19 protein-coding genes are annotated in these 19891 nt (G+C 45.3%); 13 read left to right on the plus strand and 6 right to left on the minus strand.

Annotated features, from left to right (window positions below; genetic code table 11):
• Positions 1-50 precede the first annotated feature (50 nt).
• Genes modC through modA form a run of 3 tightly spaced genes read right to left on the minus strand, consistent with a single transcriptional unit; the run spans position 51 to position 2610 of the window.
• Positions 51-1142, minus strand: coding sequence for a molybdenum ABC transporter ATP-binding protein ModC (gene modC, locus ACXABW_RS20000; RefSeq protein ID WP_457525198.1), 1092 nt, complete (start codon positions 1140-1142; stop codon positions 51-53).
• Complete coding sequence (gene modB / locus ACXABW_RS20005; protein WP_457525199.1) at positions 1136-1828, minus strand: molybdate ABC transporter permease subunit; 693 nt, start codon at positions 1826-1828, stop codon at positions 1136-1138. The genes modC and modB overlap by 7 nt, the downstream gene beginning before the upstream one ends.
• On the minus strand, positions 1828-2610 hold the full coding sequence (gene modA / locus ACXABW_RS20010; RefSeq protein WP_457525201.1) for a molybdate ABC transporter substrate-binding protein: 783 nt from the start codon (positions 2608-2610) through the stop codon (positions 1828-1830). Before modA ends, modB begins: the two co-directional genes overlap by 1 nt.
• Positions 2611-2830: 220 nt before the next feature.
• Between modA and ACXABW_RS20015 the strand changes: the two genes are divergently transcribed.
• The gene (locus ACXABW_RS20015; RefSeq protein ID WP_457525203.1) at positions 2831-3619 is read left to right on the plus strand and encodes a TOBE domain-containing protein; all 789 of its coding nucleotides are present in this window, start codon (positions 2831-2833) and stop codon (positions 3617-3619) included.
• Between the two features lie 68 nt (positions 3620-3687).
• Here the strand turns inward: ACXABW_RS20015 and ACXABW_RS20020 are convergent, their stop codons facing one another.
• Positions 3688-4695, minus strand: coding sequence for an AraC family transcriptional regulator (locus ACXABW_RS20020; protein ID WP_252032069.1), 1008 nt, complete (start codon positions 4693-4695; stop codon positions 3688-3690).
• A gap of 121 nt (positions 4696-4816) precedes the next feature.
• Between ACXABW_RS20020 and ACXABW_RS20025 the strand changes: the two genes are divergently transcribed.
• The 6 genes from ACXABW_RS20025 to ACXABW_RS20050 all read left to right on the plus strand — a co-directional run bounded on the left by ACXABW_RS20025 (position 4817) and on the right by ACXABW_RS20050 (position 12048).
• Complete coding sequence (locus ACXABW_RS20025) at positions 4817-5143, plus strand: MFS transporter (RefSeq protein ID WP_265688626.1); 327 nt, start codon at positions 4817-4819, stop codon at positions 5141-5143.
• Positions 5143-6366, plus strand: coding sequence for an HlyD family secretion protein (locus tag ACXABW_RS20030; protein ID WP_252032075.1), 1224 nt, complete (start codon positions 5143-5145; stop codon positions 6364-6366). The genes ACXABW_RS20025 and ACXABW_RS20030 overlap by 1 nt, the downstream gene beginning before the upstream one ends.
• Before the next feature lie 125 nt (positions 6367-6491).
• Positions 6492-7838 carry a magnesium transporter gene (locus tag ACXABW_RS20035; RefSeq protein WP_457525206.1) on the plus strand — a complete coding sequence of 449 codons (1347 nt, stop codon included), beginning with the start codon at positions 6492-6494 and terminating at the stop codon, positions 7836-7838.
• Between the two features lie 422 nt (positions 7839-8260).
• A complete protein-coding gene (locus ACXABW_RS20040) occupies positions 8261-9163 on the plus strand; it encodes an AraC family transcriptional regulator (RefSeq protein WP_457525208.1) in 903 nt (300 codons plus the stop codon).
• A gap of 359 nt (positions 9164-9522) precedes the next feature.
• On the plus strand, positions 9523-10761 hold the full coding sequence (gene codB / locus ACXABW_RS20045; RefSeq protein ID WP_457525209.1) for a cytosine permease: 1239 nt from the start codon (positions 9523-9525) through the stop codon (positions 10759-10761).
• A 9-nt stretch (positions 10762-10770) separates the two neighbouring features.
• Positions 10771-12048 (plus strand): cytosine deaminase, encoded by a 1278-nt coding sequence (locus tag ACXABW_RS20050; protein ID WP_457525210.1) that lies wholly within the window; start codon positions 10771-10773, stop codon positions 12046-12048.
• Between the two features lie 68 nt (positions 12049-12116).
• Here the strand turns inward: ACXABW_RS20050 and ACXABW_RS20055 are convergent, their stop codons facing one another.
• Together ACXABW_RS20055 and ACXABW_RS20060 are read right to left on the minus strand one after the other, a co-directional pair.
• Entirely contained in the window at positions 12117-12614 is a 498-nt protein-coding gene (locus ACXABW_RS20055; protein WP_252032089.1) for a hypothetical protein, read from the minus strand.
• 49 nt (positions 12615-12663) lie between these two features.
• Positions 12664-13176 carry a nicotinate-nicotinamide nucleotide adenylyltransferase gene (locus ACXABW_RS20060; RefSeq protein WP_457525212.1) on the minus strand — a complete coding sequence of 171 codons (513 nt, stop codon included), beginning with the start codon at positions 13174-13176 and terminating at the stop codon, positions 12664-12666.
• A gap of 110 nt (positions 13177-13286) precedes the next feature.
• Here ACXABW_RS20060 and nadE point away from each other — a divergent pair, with 110 nt between their 5' ends.
• The 6 genes from nadE to ACXABW_RS20090 all read left to right on the plus strand — a co-directional run bounded on the left by nadE (position 13287) and on the right by ACXABW_RS20090 (position 19883).
• Positions 13287-14117 carry an ammonia-dependent NAD(+) synthetase gene (nadE, locus tag ACXABW_RS20065; RefSeq protein ID WP_457525214.1) on the plus strand — a complete coding sequence of 277 codons (831 nt, stop codon included), beginning with the start codon at positions 13287-13289 and terminating at the stop codon, positions 14115-14117.
• A 218-nt stretch (positions 14118-14335) separates the two neighbouring features.
• Complete coding sequence (locus ACXABW_RS20070) at positions 14336-15382, plus strand: glycosyltransferase (protein WP_457525216.1); 1047 nt, start codon at positions 14336-14338, stop codon at positions 15380-15382.
• Positions 15383-15420: 38 nt separating this feature from the next.
• Entirely contained in the window at positions 15421-16251 is an 831-nt protein-coding gene (locus tag ACXABW_RS20075) for a sulfotransferase domain-containing protein (RefSeq protein ID WP_252032102.1), read from the plus strand.
• 408 nt (positions 16252-16659) lie between these two features.
• A complete protein-coding gene (locus ACXABW_RS20080) occupies positions 16660-18060 on the plus strand; it encodes an undecaprenyl-phosphate glucose phosphotransferase (RefSeq protein ID WP_457525219.1) in 1401 nt (466 codons plus the stop codon).
• A gap of 18 nt (positions 18061-18078) precedes the next feature.
• Positions 18079-19344 carry an outer membrane beta-barrel protein gene (locus ACXABW_RS20085; protein WP_457525221.1) on the plus strand — a complete coding sequence of 422 codons (1266 nt, stop codon included), beginning with the start codon at positions 18079-18081 and terminating at the stop codon, positions 19342-19344.
• Between the two features lie 2 nt (positions 19345-19346).
• On the plus strand, positions 19347-19883 hold the full coding sequence (locus ACXABW_RS20090; RefSeq protein WP_457525222.1) for a polysaccharide biosynthesis/export family protein: 537 nt from the start codon (positions 19347-19349) through the stop codon (positions 19881-19883).
• Positions 19884-19891: the final 8 nt, after the last annotated feature.

The raw sequence follows: 19891 nt of genomic DNA on the forward strand, positions 1-19891 counted from the left end.
CACAGTGACGCCGAAAAGCGGCGAATTAAAAGAGAGATTCCAATGCTATTCTAATGCGAATGTGCAATATCAGTCTGCCCCATTGAAACCCCTTTTATTTGGGCATACACCATTTTCCCGGGATGTAGTTCAAGCTCATCACATGCCCACGGCGTCACGTTCGCCCATAGTTCGTCCGTTCCTAACGCTAGCTTAAGCTGCACTTGTTCTCCGCTCTCGCTAATGTGTAACTCTCGAATCTCACCTTTAAGTAAATTTCGAATACTCGAGCCTTGGGGAATTTGAGTACAAATGGAAACGTGGTTCGCTTCGATTCTGACCTTCAGTTTATCGTTGGCATCAATAGCTTCGATGTCGCCACTCACCCACAAATGGTTGCCATCATCCAGCTCCAACTTAGTCATGGCGTATTTTGGGTGTTTACCCACCACCGAGGCGTAAATCAGCGAGCTCAGTTCTTGTGTGGCAAGCCAAGGGCGCATTTCTTCACTGTTCCATACTTGAGTAAGCGGGCCTTGTGCAATCAACTTACCTTGGTTCAGCACCAGCATATGATCGGCAAGTTGCAGAATCTCATCCAAGCTATGGCTGACATAAATCACTGGCAAGTTGAGCGCCTTCGATAATGTTTGCAAATAAGGGATGAGTTCCTTTTTTCGAGGTAAATCGAGCGAGGCCAGTGGCTCATCCATTAGCAGCATATCCGGTTTGGTAAGTAGTGCACGACCAATTGCCACACGCTGCTTTTCCCCACCAGACAAAGTCGCGGGATAACGCTCTAGTAAATGTTCCAAACCAAGCAGCGCAACTATGCGCTCAAAATGCTCGGCATCTTTGTGCTTAACACCATAATTCAGATTGCCACGCACTTTGTAATGTGGGAACAACCGAGATTCTTGGAACACGTAACCTATTCGGCGAATTTCAGGCGGTAAGTTCACAGCACCACTTCGGTACAACACTGTGTTCCCCAATCGGATCTCACCATTGTCGGGAGCAGACAAGCCTCCCAAAATATTCACCAACGACGTTTTTCCTGCTCCAGAGCGGCCAAATACGGCAGTAACGCCGCTCAGAGGCAACTGGGTATTCACTTCTAGCTTAAGATCCCCAAGCTGTTTCGAGATATTGATTGTTAACATGAACTGACCACCCTAGTTTGCGCCCTCTTGGTTAACCACTGTGAGGCAACCAAAGACAGCAACGCAATCACCACCGAGATGATACATAAACGCATGGCTTCAAACTCCGCTCCCGGCGTTTCAATAAAGGAGTACATTGCTAACGGAATAGTACGGGTTTCATCGGGAATATTGGAAACAAAGGTAATCGTAGCGCCAAACTCACCTAAACTACGTGCAAAGGCGATAATGATGCCTGAAATGATTCCAGGAGCCGCAAGAGGAAGCGTGATCGTGTAAAACACTCGCCAGCGAGAGCTACCCAAAGTACGTGCCGCCTGCTCCAATCGAATGTCGACAGCTTCTATCGATTGGCGAATTGCACGGACTAACAACGGGAATGACACCACCGCGGAAGCGAGTGCAGCACCACGCCAACTAAAACCAAAGCTAATTCCGAACCATTCGTATAGCCACTGCCCGATAAAGCCCTGCCTTCCCATCGACACCAGCAGTAAGTAACCGATGACGACCGGCGGAAGCACCAGAGGGAGGTGTATCAAACTGTCGAATAGCGATTTACCGACAAACTCCACTCGTGCCAGTAACCACGCACACAATATTCCCAGCGGCAGACTGAATATCACCGCCACTGTTGATACTTTTAGGCTTAGCACTAGCGCTGAAATTTCGTATTCACTGAGCACTAATTCACCTCAAATCCGTAGCTTCTGAAAATCGCCGCCGCTTGCTCACTTTGTAAATAATCGTAGAAGCTCTGCGCTGCATCCGAACGTGGGTTTACTAACGCAAGTGGATACGCGATCGGCGAGTGGCTCTCTGTCGGAAACGTAGCAACCACCTTTACCCCCGTAGCGAATTGCGCATCAGTCGCATAAACCACACCGAGTGGCGCTTCTCCTCTCTCCACCAAGGCTAACGCTCCGCGGACATTATTGGTTTGTGCTAAATGAGGTTTTGCTTTTGACCAAAGCTGTAAAGACTCGAGCGATTGTTTTGTATAAATACCGACCGGTACATGAGCTGGGTCTCCGATCGCGAGCCGACTACCTGCAAGCGCATCAGATACACCCCAGTTCGCATCGAGCAAAACCTCATCGATTGATGAGTCTTTCGGCGCAATAAGCACCAATTGGTTACCCAGTAGAGCAGTGGTATTACTCAATTCAACCACGCGATTATCAACTAAATAGTCCATCCACTTTTGGTTAGCAGACAAATAAATATCGGCAGGAGCTCCCTGTGAGATCTGTCTCGCTAGCGTGGACGATGACGCGAAAGACAGCACGACCTTCACATCATGTTGCAGTTGATAGCGTTTCGCCGCATCTTGCAGTGCATTAGTCATGGAAGAAGCGGCATACACCATCACCCTTTCTGCTGCAGATGCCGTAAAACTGCACAGCCCCGCAATCAAGAGTGCCATTGTCATCATTCGGTTTAGCAAAATACGCCGTCTCTCTTTCACAAAAATTTCGATAAGTTAACTTACGTTATATACCAAAGTATATAACGAATAAGCAAGGTCAAATGCAGATACAGTGAAGCAGAGTTGATTAATCACAATTTCTAGCGCTTACCTAGTGATAATGCTGGCTTGCGTTAGCCCCTAACCACTAGAATTTATGGCACTTAGCACCCGGGTTAACGGTGAAACCATAGCTAACCCGAACAAATTGGATAAGTGAATGGACCTTCAAGCATTACTGACTCTCAATCTCGATAACAAGTTGTTTGCCAACCCAAGGCGAATCGCGCTACTGGAACAAATCGTTCAAACCGGCTCAATCAGTCAGGGAGCGAAGCTGTCTGGTATGAGCTACAAAGCAGCTTGGGATGCAGTCAACGACATGAACGCGGCGTTTGCCCAGCCTGTCGTGTTGCGAGAAAAAGGCGGTAAAGGTGGAGGCGGTGCTCAAGTCACTCAGTTCGGCCAGCGCTTGCTCAAGGTTTACTCCATCACATCACAAGTTCAGGAAATGGCATTAACCGCACTTCTTGATGATTCAATAGAGATGAACAGTCTGCTAGATCTCATGGCGCATTTTTCGCTCCATACTAGTGCCAGAAACCAGCTCACTGGGCAAATTGAGTCTATTGCGTTGGGTGGCATCAATGATCATGTATCGGTCCGACTGGCCGACAACCAAATCGTTAAAGTAGCCGTCACTCATACTAGTGTGAAGAAACTAGCACTAGAGGCTGGTTCAAGTGTATTACTGCTATTCAAAGCCCCAGCGGTTTCAATTAGCCCAGTCAAACTTGAAACCTGTTCGCACAACTGCCTCAACGCAGAATTAGTTGCCATGACCAAGCAAGGCAGCGATATAGAACTGGAACTTCAGTTGAGCTCACAAGATAAGATTTATTCTGTTATGGCGGGAGAGAATCTAGCCGAGCTGGAGATGCAAATCGGCCAAACTTACTTTGCGTGTTTTGATAGTGCTCAAACCATCGTTGCTAAGATGTCCCAATGATTGATTCAGCTTATCGTGACCATGAAGCCCAACTCTAGCCAACCAACAGGGGCTCTTGTTTCATGTGATTAGAAGTAACCTTGAAAACGCTGAATGTACTGAGAAGGAGTCACCCCTCGGTGCTTTTTAAACATTCGATTAAAGCTTTCTACGTTGCTATAACCTAACCGCTGGGCCACTTCATTGATAGGTACTGATTCAGCCAACAAATTTACTGCCGCATTACTCATCACATAGCCACAAATCGTGGTGAAGTTAAGCCCTTGCTTGTGCAAACGGCGCTGAAATTGTTGCTCTGACAACCCTAATAAACTCGCAACTCGGTTAAGTGTCGGCAGACCATAGTGGCAGCTGTAGTTAATGACTTCATAGATGACTTTCATTTCGTCTTCCGATTGAGGCAAATTCAGAAATTCATCTAGGTCTTGAAAGCTCATCGCCAGTTTTTGTTTCGGCACCAGTTCGTGCTGTTTTGTTGCCAAGCGTAAGTCGGAATGAAACCACAATTCGGTACGATTATGGTTCCAGCCAATCTCACATCCAAAATACTCATTGTAAGCTTGCTTATTTTTGCGAGTGCCAGACAACATCACCCGCATAGGAGTGAATGCTTCACCTAAATGGATTCTCATTACATTTAGCATGAAAGCAGCCACACGAGCGCTGTCGTGAATCTTCACATCGCTCTCGACAAAAGGGTTACTGTAAGTCCACTTTACGATCGAGCCCACCTGTGAGCCTGCCATATAAGCACCTGACTGTAGACAGCTTGATCCATAGTTAATACGCCGAATCGTTGACGCTAAATCGTGGCCAGAAAACATCCAGCGACCAATCGCCCCTAACTCAAACATTTTGAGCTCTGTGATCATATTAATGATGTAATCAGGATCACCACTTAGCGTTTCCAATTCGCGAAACAACAAGTTCAATTCAGATACAGGAATCAAGGTCATTGGGCTACGGAATACCGAAGGAGCGAGGCTCAGTTGGTCAGGATTGATTCGGTATTTTTTGCAAACTTGTTGATACATGTTCACGAAACCAATAGCTCGAATAAAATGTTTATTTCTCACCCATCACCCCAACGACACATCAAGTCAAAATCAGCCAAAGCTCGAAGTAATCTATCAAGTGTTACAAATCTTTTCAAACCGTACGCACAATAGACTCAACTAATTTCTTTAGGAGTGTTCAATGAGTCTTGTGAGTGTCCCGTTCGTAGGCACGGGAGTTGATACCGTTATCCATGTCTTTGCGACTGTTATCCTTGTCGCCACCGTTGGCGCTGCGGCGTATGGATTTTGGAAGTTTCACGAATTACCAATCGAAAAAGCCCATAGTAAAGATCATCATCAGATAGGACTGATAACCGCGCTCACCTGGATAGGTTTTATCTGGCACTGGGTGTGGGTGCTAGCGGTCATTGTTGCGTTCGTCGATATGGAAAAAGCGATCATTAGTCTTCGTGATATTTGGAAAAGTACCCCACAAGATAACCAAACGAAACAAGAGGAAGCCTAATGTTAGAAGGTTTAGCAGTCTGGGCACTATTTATTTATCTCCTACGCCTCATTGGTATGCCTTGGAATAAATTCACTAAAGGTTTTGCTTATCTTGGTGGTACTGGTTGGCTCATGTTCGTTTGGGTCGGTCTTATCAACTACACGCCAATGGATCTATCTGGTGGCTCAGTGGTGCAATCACCACATATTCAGCTTCGCCCAGATTCCGTTAACATCAACGGCAAAGTGGAGCATATTCACATCAAACCAAATCAGAAGGTGAAAGAAGGCCAGCTGATTTATGAAATCGAAGATGAACCGTATCAAATTGCCTTAGAACAGGCGGAAGTCGCGGAAGAAGCAGCGCAAGTGGCGTTGGTTGCCGCACAAGAGGATGTAGAGATTTCTCATGCGACTTACCAATCCATGCTGCATGATCTTGAAACGTCGAAAAGCGAATTAGCGTCTGTCAAAGCGGACTACGAGTTACAGAAAAAAATGTTGGCTCGATTCCAAGAGCAGAACCGCGTGGTGAGCAACACCATCACCGACAGCGATATCGACAAGCAAGTCAGCCTAGTTGAAATCGCGAAGCAAAATGTCAGCACAGTCAAATCTGAGCTTGCGATGAAAAAAGTCGATGCCGATAAAGCAAAGCTTCAGATCGTTAAAGCGAAACTCGCTGTAGAAAGCCGTCAAGCGGACCTCGACGATGCAGAGCAAACCATCGCGAAAGCAGAGTGGGATCTGCAAAGCACCAAAGTTTATGCACCAGCCGATGGTTTCGTGACGAACTTTATTCTGCGTGAAGGTCAGCTTATTTCTCGTGTGCCGAGACTGCAAATGTACACCGACGAGAAATATGTATTAATGCGAGTTAATCACCAAGCGATTCGCAATGTAAAACCAGGTCAGGTGGCAGAGTTTGCGTCTGCAGTGTTCCCCGCTAAGATTTTCGCGGCGGAAGTGGAAGGCATTGTCGAAGCGACTGGTGAAGCACAAAGCAACCTAGTCGGTGTCGACCAATCCGTTCGCGCAACCACGGGCAAAAACTTGCAAAACAAGCACCACTTTGTGCGCTTAAAGATACTTGAACCTGAAGGTTACGATATCCCAGTCGGTTCAGTTGGCTTGGCTTGGATCAGTGCAGAAAAGCCGATTGGATTCCTCGCATTCCTAGATGTGATTCGTGGCATCATCATCCGCATGAAATCGCAAATCTACTACTTCTACTCACTCTAATCTTGTTAGCCCTCAGTACCTTACTGGGGGCTTTTTACTTGTCGTCTCCTCCCACGGCTTCTGTTACCATTCATGCTCGCTATTCAATAACGTATGTCTAACCGTTTTTCCAACGGAGTATTTCAGTGAGCGAATTTCAAGATTTATCACACCAAATTGAACTGATCTCCCTTGAAGAGGATCAAGAGCAAAGCCGCTTGCTCAACAGCATGATTGAAGAAGGTTTAGAGTCCAGCTCTGTGGCTCTGATCCTTGAAGCTTTTCCTATCGAAGACCGTGTGCGCTTATGGCGTGCGCTACCATTAGAGCTGCACATCGAAGTCCTTACCGAGATGCGTGCAGAAGTGCGCTATTCAATTATCGATTCTTTATCGGATACCGAGCTTAAACTCACACTGGCTAAGCTGGATAACTTGTCCTTGATCGAATGGGCCGACTCGCTGCCAGAAGAGATCATCAGTGAAGCGATTCAACTCATCGAAAAGGACGAGCTTGAGCTATACGACCAAGCCAATGAGTTTGAAGAGGATGAATTAGGCCGCTGGGCTGAGCGTAAAGTCATTACCCTGCCATTTAACATTACGGTAGAGAAAGCGACCGTCCTGATGGAGCGCTATAGCTACGACACGCCGCAGCAGGTGTACCTTATCGACCGTCGTAAGAAATTTCGCGGTGCGGTGAATTACTATGAAATCTTACGCAGTGAAAACCCCGTTCGCCTGAAAACACTCGCGTTAGATAACGTGACGACGTTAAATGGCAAGCTTACGTTACCTGAAAGTGTCGAAGCCTTAGAGCATAGCGCCTTATCAGCACTGCCTGTTGTCGATGACGACCAAACCTTGATCGGTGAAGTCGACTGGCAATTTGCCCTCAGCACTCAACGTGAGATTTACGAAGCGCGTTTGATGGCCGGTACCGGTATGGATGAAGGTGATGACCTTTTCGCTCCAATTATGAAAAGTTCGCAAAAACGTGGCGTATGGCTGGGTATTAACTTGCTGACTGCGATTCTAGCCTCGGTCACCATCGGCCTATTTGAAGACGTTATCGCTCAGGTAGTAGCTCTCGCAGTGCTAATGCCAATAGTGGCATCCATGGGCGGGATCGCCGGTAGCCAAACATTAACCTTAATGGTTCGCGCCATGGCACTAAACCAAATCGCACCAGGTAACCGTTTTGCACTGCTGAAGAATGAACTGGGAATTGGTTCTATCAACGGTTTGCTTTGGGCATTGATTATAGGCGGGTTAGCCGGGCTTTGGTTCCAGTCAACGCTACTCGGAGCTACCATTGCACTGGCGATTGTAGTTAACATTATCACCGCGGCACTATTTGGTGTTTTGATCCCGATTGCTCTCGATAAACTGAAACTTGACCCTGCATTGGCGGGTTCGGTGATCTTAACCACTGTGACAGACGTGGTGGGCTTCTTTGCTTTCCTAGGTACCGCAAGCCTCGTTTTACTATAGTCGCCTAAGCCCTCACACTGAGTGGCTTATCATTAGCAATATCGACGTTTGTTGCAATATGCAGTTGCATATTGCAACGATTTCATATCATTTGACCCAAAAACAACGTTTTTATTAGTCACTCAGGTGATATAAAACTTGGCACACATACTGCAATAGCTATATTGACCCTTCTTAAGCCGAGGGTCACCTAGCCAACTGACGTTGTTAGTGAATAGTTTTGTTCACACTATACATAAGCCAATCGCGGCCATTGCGGTTGGCTCTTTTTTTATCTGCTCGATACCAATCTTACTTTCCTCTATTGGCTCTACTCCGATAAGCGTTTTTGTGAAACTCGCTAAGTTTAGCTCCCGTATATCTTTCTAATATGAGTCATGACGTTACTATTAAGAGGTTCAATTCCATTTATTTGGCTTGCTATGAAAACCGATTACCATCAACGCTTACTCCCCGTCATTCGTCACTTAGAAGAACAGTTTAACCAACCTTTAAACCTTGAAGCCGTTGCATCGCTCGCTTGTTTATCACCATACCACTTCCACCGCATTTTTAAGGCAGTGGTCGGTGAAACGCTGAATGAGTATTTGAGAAGGCTACGCCTAGAAGCGGCTGCAAATGATCTGTTCTATAAAAAGCCGCCGATTACTGAGGTGGCCCTTGAGTACGGTTTTTCAAGCTCCCAGAGCCTAGCAAAAGCGTTCAAACAACACTTTGATTTAACACCAAGCCAAATTCGCCAGTGTGAGAGCCTAGACGTTTTTGCTCAGCTACTGAAAAACAGCAAGATCGGACACGTGCTGCGCAAGAATGGACACGAATCCGACGCCAGCAATTTCTATACTCCACTTGAACCTAAACAATGGAGTGAAACAATGGAAATTCAAACTTTCGACCCTTGCCAACTGGCTTATGTTCGCGTGACAGGCCCATACGGAGAAAACTACGAGCCAGCCGTCAACAAATTGTATGGCTGGGCGGGACCACAAGGCTTAGCGGGTAACACCAATATTTTTATCTACTACGACAATCCGGAAATTACGCCAGCCGACAAATGCCGTACCGATATCTGTTTGTTTATTGATGGCGATACCGTTCCAAATACTGGAATAGAAGCAAAGCCTTGCCCAGGCGGAAAATATGGCGTTATTCGTCAAACGATTACCGATAAGTCTCAATATGCTTCTGCATGGGACTCACTGATGTCTCAGGTGGTAGAGCAAGGCTTAGACAGCGACGACAGACCTTGTTTTGAGCTTTACCATAGCTACGACCAAGCGACAGGAGAGGCAGATGTGAGTTTCTGCACCGCGTTGGCCGACTAATACTCTAGCAGGCTTTTCCACGATAAGTTTTGACCAAAGAGAAATGCTTCAGTCCACTTTTGAAAAGCCTGCTTTATCATAACAAACCGATCGCTCCTGCAGAGAAAATACATCCTTAATAAAATCATCACCAAAACTAATGATTTTATAATTTCTAAATTTATTTTCAAAAAATAAATATCAAAAAGCTAGAACATTAACTATTTAATATATAAGAACTATTCCGACCCACTCTTTCATACAAACGTTTACCTCAATAAAAACCCATTGACTCTGTGATTTTTATCACCATAATACGCGCCGTTTGCCTAAAATATGGCACTAAATGTTAAAACTTGATTTAAGACGCGGAGGTAAAAATGGCTGCAGATAATAACTACAGTCTCGGGCCGGTTCCCACATCGGCTAGGAAAGGAGTCGCTTCTCTCACCATGGTAATGCTGGGACTCACTTTCTTCTCCGCTAGTATGTGGACAGGTGGTTCACTCGGTACTGGGCTCTCATTCAACGATTTCTTCCTCGCCGTTCTCATCGGTAACCTTATTCTTGGTATCTACACTTCTTTTCTTGGATACATCGGCGCTTCTACTGGCCTCTCTACTCACCTTCTCGCTCGTTTCTCTTTTGGCACTAAAGGCTCTTGGCTTCCTTCTGCATTACTTGGCGGTACACAGGTAGGTTGGTTTGGTATCGGCGTTGCGATGTTTGCAATCCCAGTACAAAAAGCAACAGGGATAGACACGAATACGCTTATCATTGTGTCGGGCTTATTAATGACAGCGACGGTGTACTTCGGGATTAAAGCACTTATGGTACTTTCAGCGATTGCTGTTCCAGCCATTGCAATCCTAGGAACCTATTCTGTTTCGATGGCCGTAGATAGCGTTGGTGGCCTAGAACAGTTGAAACTGATTCAACCAGAAACCCCTATGGACTTCTCGGTGGCATTAGCAATGGTAGTCGGTTCTTTTGTCAGCGCTGGTACCTTAACTGCTGATTTTGTGCGTTTCGGTAAAAAACCAGCGGGTGCAGTCCTTGTTACTATGATTGCCTTTTTTATCGGTAACTCATTGATGTTTATCTTTGGTGCAGCAGGTGCAGCTGCGACTGGTCAAGCCGATATTTCCGATGTGATGATTGCACAAGGTTTACTACTACCAGCGATCATTGTTTTAGGATTGAATATTTGGACCACCAACGAGAACGCACTTTACGCTTCGGGCTTAGGCTTCTCGAACATTACTGGCCGCTCAAGCACAGTAATGTCTATTATGAACGGCATTATTGGTACTATCTTCGCGCTATGGTTATACAACAACTTCGTAGGTTGGCTAACCTTCCTATCGACGGCAATTCCACCAATTGGTGGGGTAATCATCGCTGACTTCCTACTAAACCGTAAACGTTACAAAGATTTTGCTAACGCGGAGTTCCAAACTGTTAACTGGGCTGGCATTATCGCTGTCGCTGTCGGCGTAGCCGCTGGTAAGTTTGTTCCAGGCATCGTTCCTTTGAACGCTGTGCTAGGTGGAGCACTATGCTACGTTATTCTTAACCGTTTACTAAATAAAAACGCGCTTAACACACAAGCAGCGTAAGGAAGCACCATGACAACGCTATTGATCAAAAACGTAAAGCTTGCGGATCAAGACGAGTTAAAACAGATTCTGATCGAAAACGGTCAATTTAAACAAATTATCGATAACGCATCAGATATTGCATTTGATGGCGACACACTTGATGCAGAAGGCGGCCTTGCAGTTGCGCCTTTCTGTGAGCCACATATTCACTTAGATACGACTCAAACAGCCGGTGAACCTAGCTGGAACATTTCTGGTACTTTGTTTGAAGGTATCGAACGCTGGGCTGAGCGTAAAGAAATGCTGTCTATTGAAGATGTTAAGGCTCGCGCTAAGCAAACCCTAAAATGGCAGATTGCTAACGGTATTCAACACGTACGTACCCACGTCGACGTTTCTGACCCAACACTGATTGCACTTAAAGCGATGGTCGAAGTCCGTGAAGAAATGAAAGAGTGGGTCGATATTCAAATCGTCGCATTCCCACAAGAAGGCATTCTTTCCTACCCTAATGGCAAAGAACTCCTAGAAGAAGCTGTCAAGCTAGGCGCAGACGTCATTGGCGCGATTCCGCACTTCGAATTCACGCGTGAGTATGGTATTGAGTCACTGCACTACGCTTTTGAATTGGCACGTAAATACGACCGTTTGATCGACGTTCACTGTGACGAAATCGATGACGAGCAATCGCGTTTCGTAGAAACCTTAGCGGCGCTTGCGCACAAATACGAGATGGGCCATAAGGTGACAGCTAGCCATACTACCGCAATGGGTTCATACAATGGCGCTTACGCTTCACGTTTGTTCCGTTTGCTACGTATGTCAGGCATTAATTTCGTTGCCAACCCGCTGGTAAATATTCACCTACAAGGCCGTTTCGATGACTACCCAAAACGTCGTGGTGTGACTCGAGTAAAAGAAATGCTCAATGCCAATATTAACGTTTGTTTCGGTCACGATGACGTTTTCGATCCTTGGTATCCACTTGGTACAGCGAATATGCTTCAAGTCCTGCATATGGGCCTGCATGTTTGCCAAGTTATGGGTTACGATCAAATCAATAATTCTTTGGATCTGATCAGCACTAACTCAGCACGAACACTCAACATCCAAGATAAGCATGGTATTGAGGTAGGTAAACCAGGTAGCCTACTGATCTTGCCAGCAGAAAATGGATTTGATGCTGTTCGCAGACAAGTGCCTGTGCGTTACTCGGTACGTCACGGTAACGTCATCGCGCAAACTCAGCCAGCAACCACAACCATCAACTTAGATGGTACAGAAGCAGTGACGTTTAAGCGTTAAGCTCTATTACGGGATACAAAAAAGGAAGCCCAATGGCTTCCTTTTTCTTTATTCGAATTGTGCGGAGATTAGAACGGTACTTCTACCTGCATCATGACATCTAAATCGTAGTCCTCATGCCAACGGTAGTCTAAACGCATTCTCGGCTCACCAACTTTCTTCTCGCCAAAGCCAACACTCAACTGCAAACCATGGCTCAACAACCATTCTTCAGTAGACATATCGCGCTCGTATTTCTTCAGCTCGGTTGGTCTCCAGACACCAATACCAAAGTAATTAGACGAAACAGATTGAGTGAGTATGGGATCACTTTTGGATTTGAGTACCCAATCGTCCCAATACGAAGAAGTAGGAGGCGTGTCATCTTCGTCCAGCAAGCTAGAGAGGTTTACCCATTGCTTAGAGGCAAAGTCCAACGTTTCCTCTACGGAAAAGCAAACGCCTGAGTTGGCAAGAACAGGTGCATCCGCTGCGCGATTCGAGCTTGGGCTAGAAAAAAGATCACACGCGTTTGCCGCAAGTGGCATACACAAAACCATGCACCAAGTGATCTGACTTCTTAACATTAACCGGCTCTCACAACGCTCTCAGCTTACCCATTCAGTATGCCATTTTCTAGTATAATGACAATTCCTTCAATAGTGCCGCGACTTTCGGTGTCGTCATCTGGCCAATATTGGAACCGTCAGCAAGTTTTTTTCGGATGTCCGTACTGCGGATCTGCACTTTTTCCGGACACGCCAATACATTCCAACGTTGCAAGATCTCTTCCGCTTTATAAAATTTAGCAAAATTAAATAGATTGTCAGGCCCCATCACAAAGGTTAACTCAGCCTCTGGATGTTGTGAGGCTAGGTGTGACAAGACCGCATAGGTCGTCACTGATTGACCGGGTTCAACGAGCTGTTCTTCAACAATAGAACGTTCAACGTTGGGTTGGGCAATATCCTCAATAAATACGTCAACTAATTGGCATCTCAAAGAGTAGTCCAACATGTGTTTTCCCCAAGCATGAGCAATACTCGGAATTAGCAAAACTTTGTCGAAATGGCTCAAGGACTCAATCACGCTTTTATGCCCCAAGCTTGGTGGGTTAAATGCGCTCCCAAATACAGCAATTTTGCTCATTTTTGTTCCTATCAAAAACGAAAACTCTATTCACGGTTTTCTAATTTAGCGATTTAGGTATGATACCAAATACTAACTTGAATTATATGCTTGCAGGAAAAGGGAAACTAATGGAACAGATGATTCGTGATGAGATGCGCGTATTACCATCAATTGATCCGCATTTCGAAATTACTCGCCGTGTCGACTTCATCAAGAAGAAACTTCAAGAATCGGGTTGTAAATCCTTGGTACTGGGTATCAGCGGTGGCGTTGATTCAACAACCTGTGGCCGTTTAGCGCAGCTAGCCGTCAATGAGTTGAACGATCAGAGTGACACTCAGGACTACCAGTTTATCGCGGTCCGCTTGCCATACGGTGAACAGAAAGATGAAGACGAAGCTCAACTGGCTCTATCGTTTATCCAACCAACACACTCTGTATCCGTTAACATCAAATCTGGTGTAGATGGGCTGCATGCAGCAGCTGATATCGCACTAGAAGGGACAGGATTACTACCGCAAGATGCTGCTAAAGTCGATTTCGTGAAAGGTAACGTCAAAGCTCGAGCTCGTATGGTCGCACAATATGAAATCGCAGGTTATGTGGGTGGACTCGTACTTGGTACTGATCACTCGGCAGAAAACATTACGGGTTTCTACACTAAATTTGGCGATGGTGCATGTGATTTAGCACCTCTATTTGGTCTAAGTAAGCGCCAAGTTCGTGAAGTTGCCGCAACTCTAGGGGCACCAGAACTGCTAGTGAAGAAGACGCCAACAGCAGATTTAGAAGAGCTTGACCCACAAAAAGCAGACGAAGATGCACTTAACCTATCTTACGACGAAATCGATGACTTCTTAGAAGGTAAATCGGTATCTCAAGAAGCGAGCGACCGTCTTGTAGCTATCTACAAAGCAACTCAGCACAAACGTCAGCCTATCCCGACTATCTACGATTAAATTCTGTTAGAAGGAAGGTGCACGCACCTTCCTTCATTCAAAAGTAAACTTATCATTTCACTCGAAGGTATGACTTTTAATACTAAAATCATACTGAATTCCTCTCTCTGTCTAAATTTGCCCGATTCAATCGCCAATACTGAAGTCGTATGCTATCGCCTGCACTCAGCTAAGCCGTTGACGCTGTCTAGGATCAAGAAATATCAAGGAATCGAGTTATGGGGAGTTTACTGCACAGCCAAGAAGGCCTAATTCATACAGACAAAGGGCCTCTCGTACTGCTGTTTTTTGATGGTTTCGATCTTAAGGCAAGGGACGGGGCATTAGGCAAGGTCAAGTCTCAGCTTCATCATCAACTCAGAAATCACAAAAGAGCACTATATAAACAACAACCTTTTACTGGTTTTTACACTGCTTTTCTTGGCCTAGTAAAAAGTCTTGAAGCCATCGGCTGTGATGTTCGAGTCAATGACTTTAAGACCGCCAAACTTTATCCTGACTACCCGATCGGTGTTGCGGGTTACCCTTCTGTTCTTGACCATATTTCTCTGCCAAACCCAAAGATCTTTGGTCCTGGTGACTTTGGTTTACCTGATGATTCTCTTCGTGTAGCGAATGATGACAGTTACAAGAAACTCATTCAGCCTTGTGAATGGTTTACACAAGTATACAAGCCGTACTGCGGTGACAAGATGGTACCTTGGTTTGCCGGAATCGACTGTGACGGTCTACAGGACCTTTCTCAAGAACAAAAGCAGTACGATTTTTTAATCTATGACAAGATTCGTTGGCACCGTGAAGAACAAGTGCCTGCGGTATTGAATCGCATTAAGCAGCACTTGCGTGCTAGAGGGTTAACATACACAGAAGTACGTTATGGGCAGCACCATATCAGTGAATTCATTGACGGATTGAAGAAATCGAAGTCCATGCTGTTTGTATGCGAACACGAAACCCAAGGCTTAGCCTGCCAAGAAGCATTGGCTTCCAATATTCCGGTATTAACCTGGGAAGAAGAACGCATCATTGATCCTGAATTGGAACACTATAATGCACCTAATTTAAACGTTTCTTCGGTACCTTACTTCGACCAGCGCTGCGGCATGAAATTTAAAATAGAGCATTTTGAATACACGTGTGATGCCTTTGTTGAGCAACACGAACAATTTAAACCAAGACAGTTCGTACTCGACACGCTAGCACTCGATATCGCAGGGCGTAACTATCTCCACGAATATCAAAGTATCTCAAATTCAGAATGTTAAAAGCGTAGCGTTAAGCGCTCATAGAAATGGAAGTAAATATGAACACCGCTAAATTGCCTGGCGCTATCGTGATTGGAGCGCCTAAAGCCGGGACGACAACATTGTGCGATTCCCTAGCTCGTCACCCTGATGTCTACATGTACCCAAAGAAGGAAACACACTTCTACAATACGTACTACCACTCACGTGGAATGGAATGGTACTTATCGCTGTTCAAAGACGCTCCCTCTCACCAGTTGATCATGGAAGGTACACCTGACTACGCCATGTCGAACTGTATCGAGCAGACCATCCCAAGAATCCACCAGCATAACCCAGATACCAAGCTGATTTTTATGGTGCGAGAACCTGTAGAACGGATTGAATCACACTATGTTCAAATGTTATCCAATCACAGGGAAATTGTTGACCAGCCAACCGCTTTCCAAAAATGGCCTGAAATCATCGACAGCAGCCGCTACCACCAATTAATGCAAGTCGTACTTAAATATTTTTCACCAAAGCAAGTCCACGTCATTTTTCTAGATCAGTACGCTCAGAATAAAAGAGTGATACACGCAGAAGTCGCTGAGTTTTTGGGGATCTCCAATGCTGATACGGCGTTAGATAGTATGGAGTTTGAAGAACATTCCCATAAGCGTGAGAATCAAGGTATGGATGGTGTGCTTCTCGCCACACTAAGAAAAAGCCGTCACTATGACAAACTTAATATGCTTACACCTAAACCAATTATTCAGCTTGGTAAGAGGTTCCTCCGACGAAAAATCTCAGTGTCTTCTCGTTTAGAAGATTCAGTCAAACAATCTCTGACTAAGCAACTCTCCAATGATTGGGCTCAGTTCAAACAGCAACATCGCCAATCCAAGTAAGCAACCGCTGAATCGTGGGGTAAATTCTGCCCCACTCCACCCCACTAATCCTTATTAAAGCAAGGGTTTAAAGACTAGTTATCCAACTGCGCTATCTACCAAACATTTTTACTAAGTAATTGTTTTATATATAACCCTTTAGTTGTTAATGACTCTCGGCCTTTTTCATACTTTTCCCATAAATCCGGCCAAAAGTACGACTTTATAACTAGCTCGAACTATTAGCCAAAAGTCGAAATTTCATTCTTTATTCCGCTACTGGAAAGCCATCAAATTAATAGACTGAGCGAACAATATCACTGTTGCTTTATCTTCACTCATCAGTGGAACAACTCGCATAAACACGGTAATTGGGAAACCACAACCTAAGGGCGGTAGCGTGTTTCAATCTAAACGGACTTAGTAATTATGAGACAGCAAGGACTGATACGTTCACACGAAACAGGATTCGCGTTTCTTTATCGCATTATCGATGTCTGCATCGTATTTTCACTGCTATTTATCGTTGGGCATTTTTATCTCGATACCTTCTCCAAGGATTACATCCTTATTGGAGGTTTGGGAGCACTTTCATTTTTGCTATTTGGCGAAAGCATCAATTTATACCGCTCATGGCGTACAACTTCACTGAGTGATCACCTCATTACCACATACTCATGTTGGCTTATCTGCTGCGTCACGATCGTAACAGTTATCTACTTCACCAAAACCAGCGAACAGTTTTCTCGTGTGGTACTTGGAACTTGGTTTATCATCGCTCCTATCGCCCTATCAACCTGGCGCAGTGCATTAAGAATTGGCCTTAACATCTTGAGGCGCTATGGCTATAACGCTCGTAGAGCAATCATCATTGGACATACGTCTCAAGGCCTAAGCCTAGCGAAAGAGCTGGTTAACCGACCTTACCACGGAGTGAAATTTGAAGGTTTCTACGACGAGCGGAATACCTACCGCACTTCAGAAAACGACGAATACCCTATATTAGGCAATGTCGAAGATGCGCTAAAGAAAGCAAAACAAGGGGCAATTGACTACGTCTACATTGCGATGCCAATGCATGCAAATGAGCGTATTGCAAAATTCCTCAATCAGTTTTCAGACACTACAGCCAGTACATATCTAGTGCCAGATTTCTTCACATACAACCTACTTCATTCTCGCTGGGATGAAGTTGGACATGTTCAAACTCTCAGTGTATTCGACACTCCTTTCATTGGTATCGCCTCTTGGGTCAAACGCCTAGAAGATATCGTACTCTCATTGATTATCCTCACTCTCATTAGCCCGCTACTTGTTTGTATCGCAATCGGTGTAAAAGTCACGTCTCCAGGACCTGTCATTTTCAAACAGTTTCGTTACGGACTGGATGGCAGAAAGATTGAAGTCTGGAAGTTCCGTTCTATGAGCACAATGGAGCAAGGAAAAGACGTCAAGCAAGCAACTAAAAATGACCCTCGCATTACACCGTTTGGTGGTTTTTTACGTCGTACATCACTTGATGAATTACCACAATTTTTCAATGTATTAGGCGGTTCAATGTCTATTGTCGGGCCGAGGCCTCATGCCATTACCCACAATGAAGAGTACCGTCAAATCGTTGATCGCTACATGCTAAGACACAAAGTTAAACCTGGCATCACAGGCTGGGCGCAAGTCAATGGTTATCGCGGTGAAACAGATACCTTGGACAAAATGGAGAAGCGTGTTGAGTTCGATCTCGCCTACATCCACCACTGGTCGGTATGGATGGATATCAAGATCGTTTTCTTGACCATCTTTAAAGGCTTTACTGGCAAGAATGCCTACTGATTTTTCGAGGTTTCAAGGATGAAGCACAAGGCATCAATGGTTAGAAGTACTCGCTATCAACTGCTTGCCCTTATAGCGGTATTTGCTAGTGCGAACGTGTTAGCTAACCCGGCAGGGTTTAAGCTTTCTCAACCTAGAGATAGTAGTTTCACCCCATTCCTGTCAGTAGAGACGGGCCACAACGACAACGTAACGAGAGAAAATCAAGAGCACGATGCCATCAGTTCTGGTTACGTAACTATCAAACCTGGTGCAGCTTATACCTTCAGACCGTCTGCCCATCGCTTGAGCCTCCTCTATGTATTGGACTCGGGTCGCTATTTCGACAGCTCTGACGATAACTACACTGATCATTATTTTGAATCAAACAACGACATCAGTTTCAATGTCCGTAACAACCTCGAGTTGGACTATATCTACTACAACTCACACGAAGATCGTGGCACAGGCCTAACTGAAGGCTTACTGGCAAACGCAAACATCGACGAGCCAGTTAAACACACAGATAACACACTCAATGTGCGATATACCTATGGTGCAAAAGGCGCAATCGGCCAGCTTAGGTTTGGCGTGAAGTACGACGATCGCCACTACGACAATTTTCGGAGCCTAGTGCTTTCCGGCGCAGAAACTGGTAGCCAATATAGTGACTATCAGCGCTTCGCTTACAGCGCTCAATTCCTTTACCGTTTGAAGGCAACCACCCATCTGACCCTTTCAGCAAAACGAGAAGATAAGGAATACCAGCATCAACGAGCTGGCGTAGCTAGCCGTGATAGCATCAGCGACTTCTACTCCGCTGGAGCCATTTGGGATATCAGTGGAAAAATTCAAGGCGAAGTCTCACTCGGCCTACAAGATAAAACCTTTGGTGATGCGCAACGCGAAGACTTCACAGGGTTTAGTTGGAAAGCCAAAGCAACTTGGACTCCGCTAAGTCACAGCCAATTTACCTTAGCCACCTCTCAATCAGCGGAAGACCCAGACCAGTTTGGTGATTATGTCAACGAAACCTTATTGAATCTTAAGTGGCGTCAGCAATGGCTAGAACGACTATCAACCAGTTTGCTGTTCAATTGGGAAAACGATGATTACACCGCGTCTAATCATTCGCTTGGTGACAGAGAAGACGACACCTTCCGCTATGAGTTCAATGTGGATTATCAGTTTAACCACCTACTTCGCTTTGGCTTCAATTGGTCTATCGAAGATAAAGATTCCACTTGGCAAGGCTATGACTTTAGTCAGCAGCTAATTGGCCTCAACGCATATATCGAGCTGTAACCATGACAAAACCAACACGTTTATTCCGCTACCTTTTGGCGCTATTCAGTCTGTTTTCTGGGTTCTGCTTAGCTGCCAGTGACAACTATAAACTGGGAGCTGGAGACAAAATCCAAATTCATGTTTATGGAGAGCCAGAGCTCTCGTTCTCCGAACTGTTGCTCAATAGCAATGGCATGATCGATTACCCGTACCTTGGGCAGTTGTCCGCTTTGCATAAGACCACTCAACAGCTCAAGCAAGAAATCACGCTAGGCCTTAAGGGTGACTACCTAATTGAGCCTAAAGTGATGGTCAGTATTTTGGCCTACCGTAAGATTTTTATTAACGGTGAAGTACAGCACCCTGGCGGCTATGAATATCAGCCGGGGCTTACCATAGATAAAGCGATCACATTAGCCGGCGGTTTTACCGACCGCGCTTCAAAGAGCAATATCACTATCACCAATAATGCCTCTGGCCTTAAATCAACGAAAGCCTCTCTCAGCAAACAAGTTCTTCCAGGCGACATCATTACAATCGAGGAAAGCTTTTTCTAAGCGGTAAT

The sequence above is a fragment of the Vibrio paucivorans genome (genome assembly GCF_054053395.1).